The sequence below is a fragment of the Mycobacterium sp. NBC_00419 genome, from assembly GCF_036023875.1.
GTDB lineage: Bacteria > Actinomycetota > Actinomycetes > Mycobacteriales > Mycobacteriaceae > Mycobacterium.
This window is the reverse complement of the sequence record NZ_CP107931.1, coordinates 4,703,887-4,720,426: the sequence shown is the minus strand read 5'-3', so window position 1 is coordinate 4,720,426 and position 16,540 is coordinate 4,703,887. Positions and strand designations below refer to the sequence as shown.

General features: G+C 67.3%; 15 protein-coding genes. 3 read left to right on the top strand and 12 right to left on the bottom strand.

Translation table 11 applies throughout. The annotated features are described in order from the left end of the window. Both OG976_RS22590 and OG976_RS22585 read right to left on the bottom strand, forming a co-directional pair. Positions 1-921 carry a tyrosine recombinase XerC gene (locus tag OG976_RS22590; RefSeq protein WP_328353927.1) on the bottom strand — a complete coding sequence of 307 codons (921 nt, stop codon included), beginning with the start codon at positions 919-921 and terminating at the stop codon, positions 1-3. 74 nt (positions 922-995) lie between these two features. Further along, the gene (locus OG976_RS22585; protein ID WP_328353924.1) at positions 996-1,166 is read right to left on the bottom strand and encodes a hypothetical protein; all 171 of its coding nucleotides are present in this window, start codon (positions 1,164-1,166) and stop codon (positions 996-998) included. Between the two features lie 158 nt (positions 1,167-1,324). On the opposite strand from OG976_RS22585, the gene OG976_RS22580 reads away from it, so the two are divergent. Further along, positions 1,325-1,756 (top strand): MmpS family transport accessory protein, encoded by a 432-nt coding sequence (locus OG976_RS22580; protein WP_328353921.1) that lies wholly within the window; start codon positions 1,325-1,327, stop codon positions 1,754-1,756. Further along, complete coding sequence (locus OG976_RS22575) at positions 1,753-4,731, top strand: MMPL/RND family transporter (RefSeq protein ID WP_328353918.1); 2,979 nt, start codon at positions 1,753-1,755, stop codon at positions 4,729-4,731. Before OG976_RS22580 ends, OG976_RS22575 begins: the two co-directional genes overlap by 4 nt. Here OG976_RS22575 and OG976_RS22570 read toward each other — a convergent pair. The 9 genes from OG976_RS22570 to rplS form a co-directional block, all read right to left on the bottom strand. After that, positions 4,728-5,576, bottom strand: coding sequence for a siderophore-interacting protein (locus tag OG976_RS22570; protein WP_328353915.1), 849 nt, complete (start codon positions 5,574-5,576; stop codon positions 4,728-4,730). The genes OG976_RS22575 and OG976_RS22570 overlap by 4 nt on opposite strands. A 69-nt stretch (positions 5,577-5,645) precedes the next feature. Beyond that, positions 5,646-6,779, bottom strand: coding sequence for a DNA-processing protein DprA (gene dprA / locus OG976_RS22565; protein ID WP_328353912.1), 1,134 nt, complete (start codon positions 6,777-6,779; stop codon positions 5,646-5,648). Then, positions 6,776-8,287, bottom strand: coding sequence for a YifB family Mg chelatase-like AAA ATPase (locus OG976_RS22560; RefSeq protein ID WP_328353909.1), 1,512 nt, complete (start codon positions 8,285-8,287; stop codon positions 6,776-6,778). The genes dprA and OG976_RS22560 overlap by 4 nt, the downstream gene beginning before the upstream one ends. After that, on the bottom strand, positions 8,287-8,652 hold the full coding sequence (locus tag OG976_RS22555; protein ID WP_328353906.1) for a YraN family protein: 366 nt from the start codon (positions 8,650-8,652) through the stop codon (positions 8,287-8,289). Before OG976_RS22555 ends, OG976_RS22560 begins: the two co-directional genes overlap by 1 nt. Positions 8,653-8,762: 110 nt before the next feature. Next, positions 8,763-12,146 carry a right-handed parallel beta-helix repeat-containing protein gene (locus OG976_RS22550; protein ID WP_328353903.1) on the bottom strand — a complete coding sequence of 1,128 codons (3,384 nt, stop codon included), beginning with the start codon at positions 12,144-12,146 and terminating at the stop codon, positions 8,763-8,765. A 117-nt stretch (positions 12,147-12,263) separates the two neighbouring features. Next, entirely contained in the window at positions 12,264-12,569 is a 306-nt protein-coding gene (locus OG976_RS22545; protein WP_167103784.1) for a DUF2469 domain-containing protein, read from the bottom strand. A gap of 47 nt (positions 12,570-12,616) precedes the next feature. Next, positions 12,617-13,321: a ribonuclease HII gene (locus OG976_RS22540; protein WP_328363901.1), complete on the bottom strand. Its 705-nt coding sequence runs from the start codon at positions 13,319-13,321 to the stop codon at positions 12,617-12,619. 12 nt (positions 13,322-13,333) lie between these two features. Then, complete coding sequence (gene lepB, locus OG976_RS22535; protein ID WP_328353898.1) at positions 13,334-14,155, bottom strand: signal peptidase I; 822 nt, start codon at positions 14,153-14,155, stop codon at positions 13,334-13,336. A gap of 94 nt (positions 14,156-14,249) precedes the next feature. Then, on the bottom strand, positions 14,250-14,591 hold the full coding sequence (gene rplS / locus OG976_RS22530; RefSeq protein WP_328353895.1) for a 50S ribosomal protein L19: 342 nt from the start codon (positions 14,589-14,591) through the stop codon (positions 14,250-14,252). A gap of 323 nt (positions 14,592-14,914) precedes the next feature. On the opposite strand from rplS, the gene OG976_RS22525 reads away from it, so the two are divergent. Continuing rightward, positions 14,915-15,847: a hypothetical protein gene (locus OG976_RS22525; RefSeq protein ID WP_328353892.1), complete on the top strand. Its 933-nt coding sequence runs from the start codon at positions 14,915-14,917 to the stop codon at positions 15,845-15,847. A 3-nt stretch (positions 15,848-15,850) separates the two neighbouring features. On the opposite strand, the gene trmD is transcribed toward OG976_RS22525, so the two are convergent. Beyond that, positions 15,851-16,540, bottom strand: a complete 690-nt coding sequence (gene trmD, locus OG976_RS22520; RefSeq protein ID WP_328353889.1) for a tRNA (guanosine(37)-N1)-methyltransferase TrmD — start codon at positions 16,538-16,540, stop codon at positions 15,851-15,853.

Here is a 16,540-nt window from a genome sequence, read left to right as displayed (position 1 = left end):
TCAGGCGCGCGGGTGGGCCTGGTCGTGTACCGCGCGCAGCCGCGCGACCGTGACGTGGGTGTAGAGCTGGGTGGTGGCCAGCGTCGAGTGGCCCAGCAGTTCCTGCACGATGCGCAGATCGGCGCCGCCTTCGAGCAGGTGGGTGGCCGCGCTGTGCCGCAGGCCGTGCGGGCCGATGTCGGGTGCGCCGTCGACCGCGCCGACGGTCTGGTGGACGACGGTGCGGGCCTGTCGCGGATCCAGCCGCTTGCCGCGCGGGCCCAGCAGCAGAGCGGGACCGGAGTCGGCATTAACCAGTTCGGGGCGACCGTCGGCGAGCCAGGCCTGCACCGCAGCGAGCGCAGGTGCGCCGAACGGCACGGTGCGCTGTTTGTTGCCCTTGCCCAGCACCCGCAGCAGCCGACGCCCGGTGTCCACGTCGTCGACGTCGAGGCCGCACAGCTCACCGACCCGGATACCGGTGGCGTAGAGCAGTTCGACGATCAGCCGGTCACGCAGTGCCAGCGGGTCACCTTGCTCGGCACCCAGATCGGCCGCCGCCATCGCAGCCAGCGCCTGATCCTGGCGCAGCACGGCGGGCAGGGTCCGGCGCGCTTTGGGCAGCTGCAGCCGGGTGGCGGGGTCGGCGTCGAGCAGTCCGCGGCGGGTGGCCCAGGCCGTGAACGTCTTCACCGCTGAGGTTCGGCGCGCCAGCGTGGTGCGCGCAGCGCCGCCGCCTGCCTGCGCCGCCAGCCACGACCGCAGAACCGGCAGGCTCAGCGCGCACAGGCCCGCGCCGGGGGCGCGCTCGTCGACGAAGGCGAACAGTGAACGCAGGTCGGCCAGATAGGCCCGGCGGGTGTGTTCGGATCGGCCGCGCTCCAGAGCCAGGTACTCGGCGTACTCGTCGAGGATCGCGGTGTAGTCGCCGGGATCGTGCACTCCCCTACGTTCGCATCAAACCCCGGCACGGCTGCCGACCGACGCGCAGCCGTGTCCGTGCTGTGACGTGGCTGTCATGACTTCTTGCGCTTGAACAGATTCCAGCGCGACGGGCCAGCCTCGCCGGCCGCGTGCCCCGGGCACCACTGCCCGGCGGGCACGCCGCGACGCACCGCATCGACGTGCATACCGCAGCCGGCCCAGGTGGTCTTGCCGCAGACGCGGCAGTTCACAGCACGACACATCAGTGATTCCTCTCGACGTGAACCGCCACCGCGGCTTCTCAACAAATAGATCCCGGCGTTCCCGCCAGTCCTGGATACCATACCCCCTATGGTATATCTGGAGACCGGACGAGACCCGTCCCGGCCTGAGGAAGTCATCCGCGAGGAGAAGTGAGTCGATGCCCGGCTTGATGAAACGGTTCTGGGTGGCGGCGGTGGTCGTCGTCGCTCTGATCGCGGCCGTCGCCGTGGTCAGCCGACTGCGCACGTTCTTCGACTCCGACAAGCCCTACATCGCGGCGTCGATGCCGGCTGATGCCATCAAGCCCATCAACACCAAGCGGGTGACCTACGAGATCGTCGGGCCCGCAGACGCATCCGGGCGCGTCAGCTACCTCGACGTCAACGGCAAGACCATCGAAGCCGGCTTCACGCAGCTTCCCTGGTCGGTGACGGTCAGCACCACCGACCCCGGCGTACTGGCCAATGTGGTCGCCCAGGGCGACACCGACGCGCTGGGCTGCCGCATCCTGGTCGACGACAAGCTGGTCGCCGAAGACTTCGCCGAGGGCCGCGACGCCCAGGCCTTCTGTTTGGACAAAGCCGCATGAGTGCTCACGTCAAGGACAGCCGTACCGGTATCCCCCGCACCATCCGGACCCTGGCTGTCCCGATCATTCTGGTCTGGGTCGCATTCACCGCCGCCGTGAATCTGCTTGTCCCCCAGGTCGAGAAGGTCGGCATGGCCAACGCCGTGTCGATGTCGCCCCAGGACGCACCCGCGGTGATCGCGGCCAAGCGGATGGGACAGAAGTTCGGCGAGTCCACCTCCGACAGCATCGCGATGGTGGTGCTGGTGGGTGACCAGCCCCTCGGCGATTCGGCACACCGCTATTACGAGACCCTGGTGGACAAGTTCAACGCCGACACCAAGCACGTGGAACACGTCCACGACTTCTGGGGCGACATGATCACCGCGGCCGGTGTGCAGAGCACCGACGGCAAGGCCGCCTACGTCCAACTCAACCTTGCCGGCGACCAGGGCAGCACCGAGGGTAACCACTCGGTGGATGCCGTGCGCACGATCATTCACGACACCCCGCCGCCGGCGGGATTGCACGCCTACGTCACCGGACCGGCTCCGTTGACCACGGATTCCCTGGAGGCCAGCGATCGCGGCATGATCAAGATGACCGTGGCCACGATGATCGTCATCACCATCATGTTGGCACTGGTCTACCGATCGTTCAGCACTGTGCTGCTCATTCTCGCCATCGTCGGCATCGAGATGGGTGCCGCGCGCGGGACGGTGGCGGTCATCGGCCACCTCGGTGTGATGGACTTCTCGACGTTCTCGGTTCCGCTGATGACGGCCCTGGCGATCGCCTCGGGCACCGACTACGCGATCTTCCTGGTCGGCCGATACCACGAAGCCCGCCAGAACGGCGAGGACCCGGAATCGGCCTACTACAGCGCATTTCACGGGGTGGGCCACGTCATTCTCGGCTCAGGTCTGACCATCGCGGGCGCCATGCTGACGCTGCGCCTGACCCGCCTGTCGTACTTCAGCTCGCTGGCCTATCCGTCTGCGCTGGCGTTGATCATCGTCGTGGCGGCCGCCCTCACCGTCGCTCCCGCGATCCTGGTGGTGGGCAGCCGGTTCGGCCTGCTGGACCCCAAGCGCATGATGAAGACGAGAGGCTGGCGCAAGGTCGGCACCGCCACGGTCCGCTGGCCCAAACCGATTCTGGCGGCGGCGACCAGCGTCGTGTTGCTCGGCCTGCTGGCCATGATCGGCTACAAGACCAGCTATGACGACCGCCGGTACATCCCCGCGGACGTGCCGGCCAACATCGGGTACACGGCAGCCGAAAAGCATTTCAGCACAGCCCGGCTCAATCCGGACATCATGACCATCGAGTCGGACCACGACATGCGCACTCCCACCGACATGATCGTGCTGGACCGAATCGCCAAGGCGCTGTTCAGGATTAAGGGCATCGCGATGGTGCAGAGCATCACCCGCCCACTGGGATCCCCCATCGCCCACAGCTCGATCCCCTACCAGATCAGCATGTCTTCGGTGCCGATCACGCAGAACCTGCAGTTCCTCAAAGCGCGCGTGGGTGATATCAGCACGATGTCCGACGACATGGGCGCGATGATCGCGTCGATGACGCAGATGCAGGCCCTGATGGTGAGATTCTCCGACGCCATGCACACCACGGTCGGCTCGGCCGACGGCATGGTGGACTCGGGGCATCGCAGCGTCGCCGACATGAACACCATGAAGACGACGCTCAACGAGATGCGCGACAACATCGCCAATTTCGACGACGAGGTGCGCCCGCTACGGAACTACTTCTACTGGGATCCGAATTGTTTCAACATCCCGGCGTGCTCGGGTGTGCGTTCGGCGTTCGACGCGATGGATGGCGTGAACACCTTCAGCGACAACATGGCCTCGCTGCAGACCGATATGACCGCGATGGTTGACGGCATGGACAAGATGGTCAATGGCATGGGCGATATCGACGCGCTGGCGCCCCAGATGGTCCAGCAGTTCGCGCCCATCATCGCTACCGCCACCACCATGCAGAACACCCTGCAGACCATCCATAGCAGTTTCGGCGGGCTCATCGAGCAGATGCAGCAGATGACCGACACCGCCACCGCGATGGGTGAGGCCTTCGATGCGTCCAAGAGCGATGACTACTTCTATCTGCCACCGGAAGTGTTCGCCAATCCGGACTTTCAGAAGGGCCTGAAGTTGTTCCTGTCGCCCGACGGCAAGGCGGCCAGGCTGATCATCACCCACGATGTGAATCCCGCTTCCGAGGAGGGCATCTCGGTGGTCGACGATCAACTGACCGCCGCGCACGAGGCCGTCAAAGGCACCGCCCTGTCCGGGGCGGACATCTACCTGACCGGAACCGCGGCCACCTACCGCGACGTCCAGTCCGGCGCCAAGTACGACACGATGATCGCCGCCTTCGCGGCGCTGACCCTGATCTTCATCGTGATGCTGATCATCACCCGCGCCCTGGTGGCGTCCATGGTGATCGTCGGCACCGTCGTCATCTCGCTGGGCGCCGCGTTCGGCCTGTCGGTGTTCATCTTCGAACGGATCGTCGGCATCCAACTCAACTGGATCGTGCTGGCGTTCGCGGTGATCATCCTGATGGCCGTCGGTAGCGACTACAACCTGCTGCTGGTGTCACGGTTCAAAGAGGAGATCGGGGCCGGCATCAACACCGGGATCATCCGATCCATGGGCAGTACCGGCACCGTGGTGACTGCGGCCGGACTGGTGTTCGCCTTCACGATGGGTTCGATGATCTCCGGTGACCTGCTCAACGTCGGCCAGGGCGGCATGACCATCGGCATCGGGTTGTTGCTGGACACACTGATCGTGCGCTCGCTGATGACGCCGTCGATCGCGGCCATTCTCGGACCGTGGTTCTGGTGGCCGCTGAGAATCCGGCAGCGCCCGGCCTACTCCGAACGGATGCAGATTGTCCCGGCCCGGCAGGACAGCCGGCAGCCGGACAGCGGCGACGACACCGAGGTGCTGTCGCCGGCCTAAGCCTCAGCGGTTTCGGTCGCGGCGAGCTCCTTCTTCCACTGCCGGAAGGTCTCCTCGGTGCGGCCGCGGCGCCAGTATCCCGAGATCGATGCCCGTGTGGCGTCCACTCCGCGCTCCTTGCGGACGTAGGGCCGCAGGTTGTGCATGACCGCCTGCGCTTCGCCATGGATGAAGACCTGGACCTGACCGGGCAGCCACTGCGCGGTGGTGACCGCCTCGACCAGCGGGGCGTGGTCACCGGCCCGGTCCTCGGGAACCAGGTCGGCGCGACCGCCGCGGTAGATCCAATAGATATCCACACCCTCGGGTGCGGCCACGTCGACCTCGTCCTCGGGCCCGGCGACCTCGACGAACACCTTGCCGATCGCGTTGGGCGGCAACGCTTCCAGGGCCGCGCTGATCGCGGGAAGGCCCGCCTCGTCGCCGGCGAACAGGTACCAGTCCGCGGCCGGATCCGGCGCATACGCACCGCCGGGGCCCATCAGGTGAATCGTGTCGCCCGGCTGGGCAGCCGCAGCCCAGGGGCCGGCCACCCCGTGCTCGCCGTGCACCACGAAGTCGACGGTGATCTGCCGCGCAGCGGGATCGGCCCGGCGGACCGTGTAGGTGCGCACCGTCGGCTGGTGCTCGGGAGGCAGGTCCGAGAAGCTGTCCAGGGTCAGCGGTTGGGGCAGGCTCGTGACGTCGATGTCGTCGCGGATGAAGGCGAACTTGACGTAGGAGTCGGTGAACTCCGACGGGGTGAACGTGTCGAATCCCGTCCCACCGAGCACCACTCGCACCATGTGCGGAGCGATGCGCTCGGTGCTGACCACCTGGAACGTGTGCAGTGGCCGACCCGCCATAACGCCTCCCGACCCAATTCGTTAGCTAACCTCAGCGATTATACGGGCTGCTGACACCACAGCGGGTGGCTACGTGCGGCTACGCACCAGCCGCCAGCAGCCGTCCTCGCGGCGGGCCAGCCCGGCGATCTCCAGCATTGCCAGCGGTCCGAGCACCGCGGTGGGCGCCAGGCCGGAGGCGACCGCGATCTCGTCCGCGCTGCGCACGCCGCGGGCCGGCAGGGCTTCGTACACCAGCTTCTCGGGATCGCTCAGACCGTCGAGCGGGCCGACCGGGCGTGGCTCGTCGTCAGCGAATTCTCCTGCCCGACCGACTAATTCGATGACCTCCTCGGCTCGCGTCACAAGCTCGGCGCCGCTGCGCAGAAGCACATGACATCCGATGGAGGACGCCGACGTCACGGGACCGGGCACCGCACACACCACCCGGCCGAGGGCCCGCGCCCACGCGGCGGTGTTCGCCGCCCCGCTGCGTACACCGGCCTCCACCACCACGGTGGCCGTACCCAGTGCCGCCACCAGTCGATTGCGGGTCAGGAAGCGGTGCCGCGCCGGACGTACGCCCGGCGGGTACTCCGTGAGCAGCAGGCCGGAATTACTGATCCGGTGCAGCAGCGCCGAGTGGCCAGCCGGATACAGAACGTCGATGCCGCCGGCCAGCACCGCCACCGTCTGACCCTCAGCGGCCAGCGCAGTGCGGTGCGCCACGCCGTCTATGCCGTAGGCGCCGCCGGAGACCACGGTGACCTCATGCTCGGCCAGCCCCGCAGCCAGGTCGGCGGCGACGTGCTCGCCGTAGCCCGAGGCCGCTCGCGTTCCGACGATGGCCGCCGACCGCTCGGCGACCTCGTCGAGCCGGGCCGGGCCGATCGCCCATAGCGCCATCGGCGGCCGGCCCTGCGGCTTCTCCCGCACCGCGGGCCCGCCGAAGGCCGCGAGGGCCAGGGTTGGCCACTCGTCATCGTCGGGCGTGATCAGCCGGCCTCCGCGACGCTGCAGCAGATCCAGATCCGCTTGCGCCGCATCGATGTCGCGGCGGGCGGCCGTGCGTTGGCGCAATGCCTCGCTCACCTCGCCCCCGGCGACCCGCAGGGAGGCTTCCACGGGCCCGACTTCGCGGATCAACGCGGCGATCTCGTCGCAGGGCGGTTCGGCGACCCGGGACAGATACGCCCATGCCAACGTTCTGGCATCGTCGGTCATGGTTTTGCTCCTCCCTGGCGGAAGCTCAATGCCACCGCCACGTCGTCGATACTCGGCATCGTGCGTCCGGCCAGATCCGCCAATGTCCAGGCGACCCGCAACGACCTGTCAACGCCCCGGATGCTCAGCACGCCGCGCTCGAGTGCGGTCTTCAGCGGCGACATCGCGGTGTTGTCGAGCCGGAACTTTCGGCGCAGCACCGAGCCGGTGACTTCGGCGTTGGTGGTGAAGCCGTAGCGGCGCCAGCGCGCGGCGGCCGCCGCGCGTGCCGTCGCCACCCGATCACGCACGGCGGCAGTGGGTTCGGCCGCATCGGGCGCGAAGGCACCGGCGCGCACCATGTGCATCTCGACTCGCAGGTCCACCCGATCCATCAGCGGCCCGGAGAGCTTGCCCAGATAGCGACGCTTCTCCACCGACGTGCAGATGCAGTCTTTCGGGTCGGTTTGCGCGCAGGCGCACGGGTTGGCCGCCATCACGAGCTGAAACCGCGCGGGATAGCACGCCACCCCGTCACGTCGGGCAAGCCGAATCTCGCCGTCTTCCAGTGGCGTTCGCAGGGACTCGAGGACGCTGACCCGGATTTCGGCACACTCGTCGAGAAACAGCACGCCCCGATGAGCGCGACTGACCGCACCGGGCCGGGCCATGCCCGAGCCGCCACCGACCAGAGCGGCCACACTCGACGAGTGATGCGGCGCGATGAAGGGCGGACGAGTGATCAGCGGCGTGCTCTGCGACAGCATTCCGACCACCGAATGGATCGCCGTCACCTCCAGCGCCTCGCTTTCGGTCAGTTCCGGCAGCAGCCCGGGGAGCCGTTGTGCCAGCATGGTTTTCCCCACGCCGGGTGGGCCGGTGAGCATCAGGTGGTGTGCTCCGGCGGCGGCGACCTCCACGGCGAACCGGGCGTGGGTCTGGCCCACCACGTCCGCCAGGTCGGCGACCGGATCGGTCTGCGGCACCGGTGTGTCGACGCGATCGGCCAGCGCGGCCTTGCCTTTCAGCCAGCCGTGCAGCTGCCGCAATGTGTGGGCACCGAGGACTTCGATGCCGTCGACCAGGCTGGCCTCGGCGAGGTTCGCGACGGGCACCACGACGGTGGGCCAGCCTTGTCGTTTGGCCGCCAGGACAGCCGGCAGTACGCCGCGCACGGGCCGAATCCGGCCGTCGAGAGCCAACTCTCCCAGCAGCACCGTCTTCTCCAGCCGATCCCACGGCTTCTTGTGACTCGCCGACAGCACCGCGGCCGCGATCGCGATGTCGTACAGCGAGCCGGCCTTGGCCAGGGTTGCCGGGGACAGCGCCAGCGTCAGTCGCGAGTTGGGCCACTCATTGCCGCAGTTGGTGATTGCCGCCCGTACCCGATCGCGGGACTCCCGCAGCGCGGCGTCGGGCAACCCCACCAGATACACCCCGGGCAGTCCCGCGTTGATGTCGGCCTCGATCTCGACGATCTCGCCATCGAGACCACGCACGGCGACCGAGTAGGCCCGCCCCAGCGCCATCAGCCGACGCCCTTCAGGTGAAAGATCTCCGGCTCGCGCTGCCTGCCGACCCGCACCCCGATCACGTCGATCCGGATGGCCGGCCAACGCTGCTCCTGCTCGGCCAGCCACAGCCCGGCGAGCCGCCGCAGGCGCCGTACCTTCTGTGGTGTCACGGCGTAGGCCAAGCCGCCGAAGCCGTCACCGCTGCGGGTCTTGACCTCCACGAAGACCACCGTGCCGTCGGCGTCTGCCGCGATCACGTCGAGTTCGCCGTAGCGGCAGCGCCAGTTGCGGGCCACGATTCGCGACCCCAGTGCGGTCAGGTGGTCTACCGCACGCTGTTCACCCAGCGCGCCCAGCTGGCCACGCGTCAACATTGTCATGCCCGCAGCGTCTGCCCCGCCCCCGACAACTCATCGACGCGAAGCACGGTGCAGGCGGTGCAGACCCCTGGTTATCCCCAGACGCCGGTTCATCCACAGCGACAACGCCGTCAGGGCACCGTGATCGGCTGACCGTTGAGGGTGAACCCGGTAGCGGTGTAGCTACTGGACGGGGCGTTGGTCGAGAAAGCAGGTAGTGCGCTGTTGGTCAGCGCGATGTTCTTGAGCACCACACCGGAGATCCGCCCGGCACCAGGGTCCAGGATGACGCCGGTGGAGCGCTGGGCCCATTGCGGGGTCCCCGAGATCGCCAGGTCCGAGATGGTGACCGCGCTGATCGTGGCTGCCGAGCTGCCCGAGTACACCAGGACCGCGCCCTGGACGATGTCGGTGCCGACCGCCGTCTCCACCAGCGAGCCACCCTTGATGGTCACATTCGACACCGATTGGGTGTACCACGGCGCACCCTCGGCGGCGACGTACACCGCGGCCGCCCAGGTCTTCCACACGTGAATGTTGGAGAAGGTCACGTTGTTGCCGCCGACCACGGCGATACCGCGGCCGTCGGATCCGTTGACTACCGGGTTGGTGACGACGATGTTCTGCGAGATCGGCTCGTCGGCGTACGACACCACCACGACTGCGTCGTCCTCGGTCCACGCGGTCGAGGGATTGATCACGGTGCCGTCGTGGCTCCCGCCGGTCATATGGATCCCGTCGGCGCGGGTGTATCGGACCGTAGCGTGGTCGAACATGAAATTGCTTGCGCCGTAGGCGAATATCCCGGCAGCCGCAGAACCGGTGACGCTGACGTTCTTAAGGGTGTCCCTGTCGCCGGTGACCAACAGCTTGTGCTGTTCGAGGTTGCCGTAGCGCAGGCCCTCGGTTGCGGCCGTCAGGTTGATGTTCTGCAGGGTGACGCCGTCGGCGGTGACCTGCACCGAGGAGGTGGCGTCGTTGGTCGAGTTGATCGTCGCCCCATTGCCGTCCACCGTCACCGAGGCGTTGCGCAGATACAGAATTCCCGCGACGTTGTAGGTGCGGCCGCGCTGCAGCCGAACGGTGGAGCCGGGGCTCGCCGCGTCGAGGATCGCCTGTAGGGCGGCAGTGGCGTCGACGGCTCCGGCCGGCACCGTCAGAGGGCCCTTCTCGGTGACGGTTTCGGAGCTGGAGCCCTGCGAGTCAACCCGCCAGACACCGGTCGATGTCGTCAGGTAGGCCGTTCCGTCGGCCCCGATCGCGACGGCGCCGGACGGCAGACCCGCCATCGTGTGCCGAACAGCGGTGCCGTCCGGTGCCAGCATCGTCACCACCGAGGTGGCGACACCACCGGCATTGACCCCCGAACTCGTCTGGTAGACCGTGCCATTGGCGGCGAGGGCCACTCCACCCACGGGCTGGCCGGACTGGGTGCGGTCGGTGACGGACCCGTCGGCCGCCCAGGCGCGGATCAGGGCGGTGTAACCACTTTGGGCATTGCCCGTGACGGTGGTCTGGTAGACCCGCCCATCGGGGCGGACCACCAAGCCACCGACGGGTTGGCCGGCCTGGCTGCGCGAGACGACGGTGCCGTCGGGCTTGAACTGGTTGGTCCACGTGGTGGCGGCCGCCGAGTCATAGGTGACTTCGTACACACTGCCGTCGGCTGCGAGCACGAGATCGGAAGCAGGAGAGCCATTTTGGACTCGCAGCAGTGCGATGTTGCCGTCGGCGCGTAACGTGGTGATGGTGGTCTTGCCGTTGAAGACCGACGCCTGATACGCGTATCCGTCGCTGCCGATCAGCACACCGCCGACGGGCGTCCCGGACCACGTCTTGCTGACCCGAGTGCCAGCGGGCGCGATGATCGTCACCGTGGTGCCATTGATGGCGCTGGTCTGATAGGCCGTTCCGTCCGCGGCAACGACCGTGGTCGGCCGTACACCCAGCACGCTGGTCCTCGCCGAAGTGGTTCCATCGGGGCGGATCGCGGTGATCGTGGTGGTGAAGGTGGCGACCTCCTCATCCCACAACGATGTTGTCTGGTAAGCGATTCCACCCGATCCGATGACGATCTGGCCGTCCGGCAGACCGGTCAGGGTGTATTCCCGCGTCGAGCCGCCGGGTGAGAGCACGTCGACCACCGTCGACTTCGCCATGTCGGTCTGGTACGCGAACGTGGTTTGGTAAGCCGTGCCGTCCGCACCCACGACGATCGGCCCCCACGCCTCGCCCTGCTGGGTGTGGGTGGTCGTGGTGCCGTCAGCACGCACCGTGCGGACCACCGTGGTGTAGCCGGGATTGGCGCTGCCGGCGGTGCTGGTGGCGTAGATGGCGCCGTCCGGCCCGATCACCACCGAACTGCCGTTGGTGATGACGCCGGGCTGGCTGTAGTCGACGACGGTGCCGTCGGGGCGCACGGCGCGCAGCACGGTGGTGTCGTTGGTGTAGTCGATGCTGCCGGGCCCGCCCGACGAGCTGATCTGGTAGGCGGTGCCATTGGCCGCCACGACCACGCCCGTGAACGTCTGGCCCGGCTGGCTGACAGTGGTCGACGTGCCGTCCGGACGCACGACGGTGACATAGGTGCGGTAGCCGTTGGCCGCGTCGCCGCCCACGGTGGTCTGGTAGACCACCCCGCCCGTACCGGCCACGGCGGTGCTGAACGGTTCCCCGGGCAGGGTGACCACGTCAGGTGGCACCGGCGTGGCCGGCGTGACGTGCACGGTGACGGTGCTGGTGGCGGTATGGCCCGGATCGCCGAGCAAGCCGAACGTCAGCATGCTCAGCAGACCCGAGAGCCCGTGGATGTGGAATCCACTGTCGGCGTCAGAGGCAGTGACGGTGAACGTGTCGTCGTAGGAGGTCAACCCGCCCCATGAGGACGGGGGCGTGTAGGTGGCGGTGTCACCGGAGGTCGCCAAGGTGCCGCCACCGGTGCCGACGCCGGAGTTGGCCACCGTGTAGGTCAGGGTGTCGCCGTCGGGGTCAGTGGCGTCGAGCTGGAACGGCTGGCTGGTCTGCCCCGTGGTCAGCGTCAGCGGGACCGTCTGCGGGGTGATCACCGGCGTCGAGTTGAAGAACGTGCGCTGGAACCAGCCGATCACCCCTCCGCTTTGCGCGGCGGTCTGGGCCGACGTGGTGGCGGTGGTCGGCGTGGTGGATGTCGCGGTGGCCGACGCCGCGGCCGTCACCGGCGTCGCTGCGGACACCGCCGTCCCGGGGATGTCCACCACCCGGCTGTGGCCGGCGGCGGCCGACGGGGTGGTCACCGTGGTAGCCGGGGCGGCAGCCTGGAGTACGACCGGCCTGCGCGGTCCGGCGGCGCCCTGACGGCGGGCCGTGGACTTCCGTGATGCCGCCGTACCGTGCGGCGCGGCGCTCCCGGTGGCCGATGTGGCGCCATCGGAGGACGGGCTGGCCTCGGCGATCGCGATTCCACCGGCCATGGCCCCGCCGATGCCCAACGCGACCGCGAGTGCGCCGACCCTGCCGACATAGTTCGCGTGCTTCATGATCCCCCCGAGAAAAGCCCAGCGCACCCCTCACGCTGTAGCTCCTGCCGAGATTAACTCAGGAGAAAAGCATTTACTGCCGAATAGTGCCTTGCGCAATTACATAGGGGCACAAAGTCACTCAGGGAGGCGGAGTTCGGGCTTCTCGACTTCCTCGATGTTCACGTCTTTGAAAGTGATAACACGTACCTGCTTGACGAAACGTGCCGGTCGGTACATGTCCCACACCCACGCATCGGTGAGCCGCAATTCGAAGTAGACCTCGCCGTCAGTGTTCCGCGGAACCATTTCAACACTGTTTGCTAGATAGAAACGGCGCTCCGTTTCTACGACGTAGCTGAACTGACCGACGATGTCCTTGTATTCGCGGTACAACGAGAGTTCCATCTCGGTTTCGTACTTTTCGAGATCTTCGGCACTCATCGGCTCAGCGGTCCTCTTGTCTGCTCGTGGTCGTAGTCCATCTTGACTCACCCCTGTCCGGCACGCTGCGCCGGTGCGCACTCTGCGACCACGTGGGTACCCGCACCAGCCGCCAGCCGTCGGACATTGATGAAGGAGTAGCGATGCTGGCTGCACGGGCCCAGTGCGGTGAGCGCCGCACTGTGGGCCGGAGTGCTGTACCCCTTGTGGTCGGCGAAACCATAGCCCGGATGTTCGGCCTCCATCGCCACCATCAACCGATCTCTGCTCACCTTGGCCAGAACGCTGGCCGCCGCGATACACGCTGCCGCCGCGTCTCCGCCCACCACGGGCAGCGACGGCATCGGCAACCCGGGCACCCGGAAACCGTCGGACAGGACGTATCCGGGCCGCAGTGACAGCCCGGCTACGGCCCGGCGCATGCCCTCGATGTTGGCGACGTGCACACCGCGTCGGTCCACCTCCGCGGCGGGGATGAACACCACGTGATAGGCCAGCGCATAGCGGCGGATCAGCGGAAACAGCTCCTCGCGCGACTTCTCGGTGAGCTTTTTCGAATCGTCGAGCGCGGCGAGGCTTTCGAACCGGTTGGGCCCGAGCACACAGGCCGCGACCACCAGCGGACCGGCACAGGCGCCCCGTCCGACTTCGTCGACCCCGGCCACCGGCCCCAGGCCGCTGCGGTACAGCGCGGACTCCAGGGTGCGCAGACCCGACGATTTGCGGATCACTGTGCGCGGCGGCCACGTCATCGCGGGCACGAGTCAGCCCTGCTGCGGGTCGACCGAGGTCACTCCACCCCACCGAGCCGGCGGCCAGGCGATGAACCGCGCCTTGCCGATCACATTGCTCACCGGCACGGTGCCCGTCACCGGGTCCCCGGTGCACAGGATGCCCTTCTGGGCGTCGGCGGGTGTGCTGGTGCAGTGGGCGCGCGAATCCGCCGAATGGGTGCGGTTGTCCCCCATCACCCACAGCCGGCCGTCCGGCACCTTGACCGGACCGAACTCGTTACCCAGGCAGGGGTAGACCAGCGGGTCGGCCATCATGGTCTGGGCGTTGAGGTAGGGCTCCTTGAGCGGCTTACCGTCGACGGTCAGGCCCGAATCGGCACGGCACTGCACGGTCTGGCCGCCGACCGCGATGACTCGCTTGACCAGATCGTTCTCGTCCGGCGGAACGAAGCCGACGAAAGACAGCGCGTTCTGCACCGTGCGGATCGCTGCGTTGTCCGAGCGGATCGACTTGTAGCCCACGTTCCAGTTCGGCGGGCCCTTGAAGACGATGACGTCACCGGGTTCCGGCGAGCTGAACCGGTAGGTGACCTTGTCGACCATGATCCGGTCGCCGGTGCAGCCGTTGCACCCGTGCAGGGTGGGCTCCATGGACTCCGACGGAATCAGATACGGACGCGCCACGAACGTGAGCATCACGTAGTAGAGGACCAGGGCGATGCCGACGAGGATGGCACCCTCGCGAAGCGCAGAGTGCTTCTTCTGCGGCTGATCGCTCGTGGTGTCGTCCGGGTTGTCCGTCTTGGTGGACTGCTCCGGCGTGGAGTCGGCCGAGTCTGCGGTGTCGGTCACGAGATCAGCGTAGCCAGCGGTGCCGGCACGAAGCTCAGCGCTTCACTCCAGCCCATGTCGAAGCTCAGCGCTTCTCCGCAGCCCATGTCGAAGCTCAGCGCTTCTCCTTGATCTTGGCCTTCTTGCCCCGCAGCTCGCGCAGGTAGTAGAGCTTGGCGCGCCGGACGTCACCGCGGGTGACGACCTCGATGTGGTCGATGTTGGGCGAGTGCACCGGGAAGGTGCGCTCGACGCCGACGCCGTAGCTCTCCTTGCGCACGGTGAAGGTCTCGCGGATGCCACCGCCGGAACGACGGATCACCACACCCTTGAAGACCTGGATGCGCGACTTGTTGCCCTCGATGACCTTCACGTGAACATTCACGGTGTCGCCGGGGCTGAAGGTCGGGATGTCGTCGCGCAGCGACGCTTGATCGACGAAGTCCAGCGTGTTCATCGGTGACACTTCCTTGCGTTCGCGGCTGCGGCCGGCAACCTGCACACGGGGCGCAGGCGGCCGTCGAGCCGATGGATTCGGGCACGTGGTCTGTGTCGCAGCAGGCGGAAAGAAGTCCGGCCCGCGCGGGCAACTGCTCAATTGTGCCAGATGGGTCGCGAGCAGTGAAATCGCCCGACCCGCCGGCGACCCGCCGAGGTCACGGGGATGTACCGCCGCGCTAACAGTGCGGTGTACAAAAGGTACGGTTAACCTGAACTGACGGGCGGCGACGCGGCAAGGCCCTTCCACTGCGTACCACGAATCCCGACAAGGAGAAGACCATGCGACGGCGTCCGTCGGTGCTGGTCACCGGTACAGCCGCAGCATTGATCGGCGTGCTGGCCGGCGCCTCGTCGGCGCAGGTCAATGCCGGAGCAGAAGATGGTGCACCGCAGCGGGTCACCTTGCTCAGCGCCGACCCGAACCTGATTCCCGAAGCCCCCGTGCCGGCACCTGCCCCAGCGGCCCCGCCGGAGACGATCCTGGGCCTCGACGCCCGAGCCCGGCAGGCTGCCGCCGACGCCGCCAAGAAGGGCGCCGACATCAGCTTCACCCTCCTGGATCGCACAACCGGCCAGACCATCTCTGGCGGCGACGGCGGCGCGTTTCCGATCGCCTCGGTGAGCAAGCTGTTCATCGCCGACGACCTGCTGCTGCAGGTCGCCAAGGGCCAGCGTCAGCTCAGCCCGGAGGAACGCCAGCAGTTCGACGTGATGCTGCGCTCATCGGACGACAACGCGGCCGAGATCTTCTGGAGTGAGAGCGGCGGCAACGCTGTCGTCAACCGGGTCAAGGCCCGTTACGGCCTCACCGGCACCACAGCGCCCTACGACGGGCACTGGTGGACCACCATGAGCACCACCGCAGATCTCGTCCGTTACTACGACATGCTGCTCGACGGCGCGGGCGGTCTGCCGCCCGAGCAGGCCGCCGTCATTCTGTCCGACCTGTCCGCCTCGACACCGAATGGCTTGGACGGTTACCCGCAGCGGTTCGGCATTCCGGATGGGCTGTTCGCCGAACCCGTTGCGGTGAAACAGGGTTGGATGCCCGGCTGGAACGGGAACAACTGGCTGCACATGTCGACCGGTGTGATCGGGCCCGACCGACGCTTCGTCATCGCGATGGCCTCGTTGCAACCGGTCGATGACACGACCGCCCGCAACACGATGACCCAGGCCATCCAGACGATGTTCCCCGGCGGCCGGATCTAGGGCTTACTCGCCCAACAGATCCGGACGCCGTTCCCGCGTACGTTGCAGCGCCTGCTCGTGGCGCCATGCCCTGATCTTGGCGTGATCCCCCGACAGCAGCACCTCGGGGACGGGCAGACCCCGCCACTCCGGCGGCCGGGTGTAGCTCGGCCCCTCGAGCAGGCCGTCATTCTCGGGGGAATGTGAATCGTCTTGGTGCGAAGCCGGATTCCCCATCACGTTGGGCAGCAGCCGAACCACAGCCTCGATCATCACCAGGGTAGCGACCTCACCACCGGCCAGCACGTAGTCGCCGATCGAGACCTCTTCGACCCGCATTCGGGTGGCGGCGTCGTCGATCACACGCTGGTCGATGCCTTCGTAGCGGCCGCACGCGAACACCAGATGCTGCTCGCCCGTCCAGCGTTGGGCCATTGCCTGGTTGAACGGCCGGCCCGCGGGCGTGGGAACCACCAGAAGTGTTGTATCGGTGCAGATCTCGTCAAGGGCGGCGCCCCAGACCGGCGCCTTCATGACCATGCCCGGACCACCGCCGTAGGGCGAGTCGTCAACGGAGCGGTGCACGTCATGCGTCCACCGGCGCAGATCGTGCACACCGAATTCGACGATGCCGGACTCGATAGCCTTGCCGGGCAACGACTCCCGGACCGGGTCGAGATAAGACGGGAAGATGGTGACGACGTCGATGCGCAT

What these genes read in the sequence shown, in the direction of transcription:
- OG976_RS22580 (WP_328353921.1), top strand. Translation starts at nt 1,325, where the DNA reads ATGCCCGGCTTGATGAAACGGTTCTGGGTGGCGGCGGTGGTCGTCGTC.
- OG976_RS22560 (WP_328353909.1), bottom strand. Translation starts at nt 8,287, where the DNA reads ATGGCGCTGGGGCGGGCCTACTCGGTCGCCGTGCGTGGTCTCGATGGC.
- trmD (WP_328353889.1), bottom strand. Translation starts at nt 16,540, where the DNA reads ATGCGCATCGACGTCGTCACCATCTTCCCGTCTTATCTCGACCCGGTC.
- OG976_RS22555 (WP_328353906.1), bottom strand. Translation starts at nt 8,652, where the DNA reads ATGACAATGTTGACGCGTGGCCAGCTGGGCGCGCTGGGTGAACAGCGT.
- dprA (WP_328353912.1), bottom strand. Translation starts at nt 6,779, where the DNA reads ATGACCGACGATGCCAGAACGTTGGCATGGGCGTATCTGTCCCGGGTC.
- OG976_RS22545 (WP_167103784.1), bottom strand. Translation starts at nt 12,569, where the DNA reads ATGAGTGCCGAAGATCTCGAAAAGTACGAAACCGAGATGGAACTCTCG.
- OG976_RS22570 (WP_328353915.1), bottom strand. Translation starts at nt 5,576, where the DNA reads ATGGCGGGTCGGCCACTGCACACGTTCCAGGTGGTCAGCACCGAGCGC.
- OG976_RS22585 (WP_328353924.1), bottom strand. Translation starts at nt 1,166, where the DNA reads ATGTGTCGTGCTGTGAACTGCCGCGTCTGCGGCAAGACCACCTGGGCC.
- rplS (WP_328353895.1), bottom strand. Translation starts at nt 14,591, where the DNA reads ATGAACACGCTGGACTTCGTCGATCAAGCGTCGCTGCGCGACGACATC.
- OG976_RS22550 (WP_328353903.1), bottom strand. Translation starts at nt 12,146, where the DNA reads ATGAAGCACGCGAACTATGTCGGCAGGGTCGGCGCACTCGCGGTCGCG.
- OG976_RS22525 (WP_328353892.1), top strand. Translation starts at nt 14,915, where the DNA reads ATGCGACGGCGTCCGTCGGTGCTGGTCACCGGTACAGCCGCAGCATTG.
- OG976_RS22540 (WP_328363901.1), bottom strand. Translation starts at nt 13,321, where the DNA reads ATGACGTGGCCGCCGCGCACAGTGATCCGCAAATCGTCGGGTCTGCGC.
- OG976_RS22575 (WP_328353918.1), top strand. Translation starts at nt 1,753, where the DNA reads ATGAGTGCTCACGTCAAGGACAGCCGTACCGGTATCCCCCGCACCATC.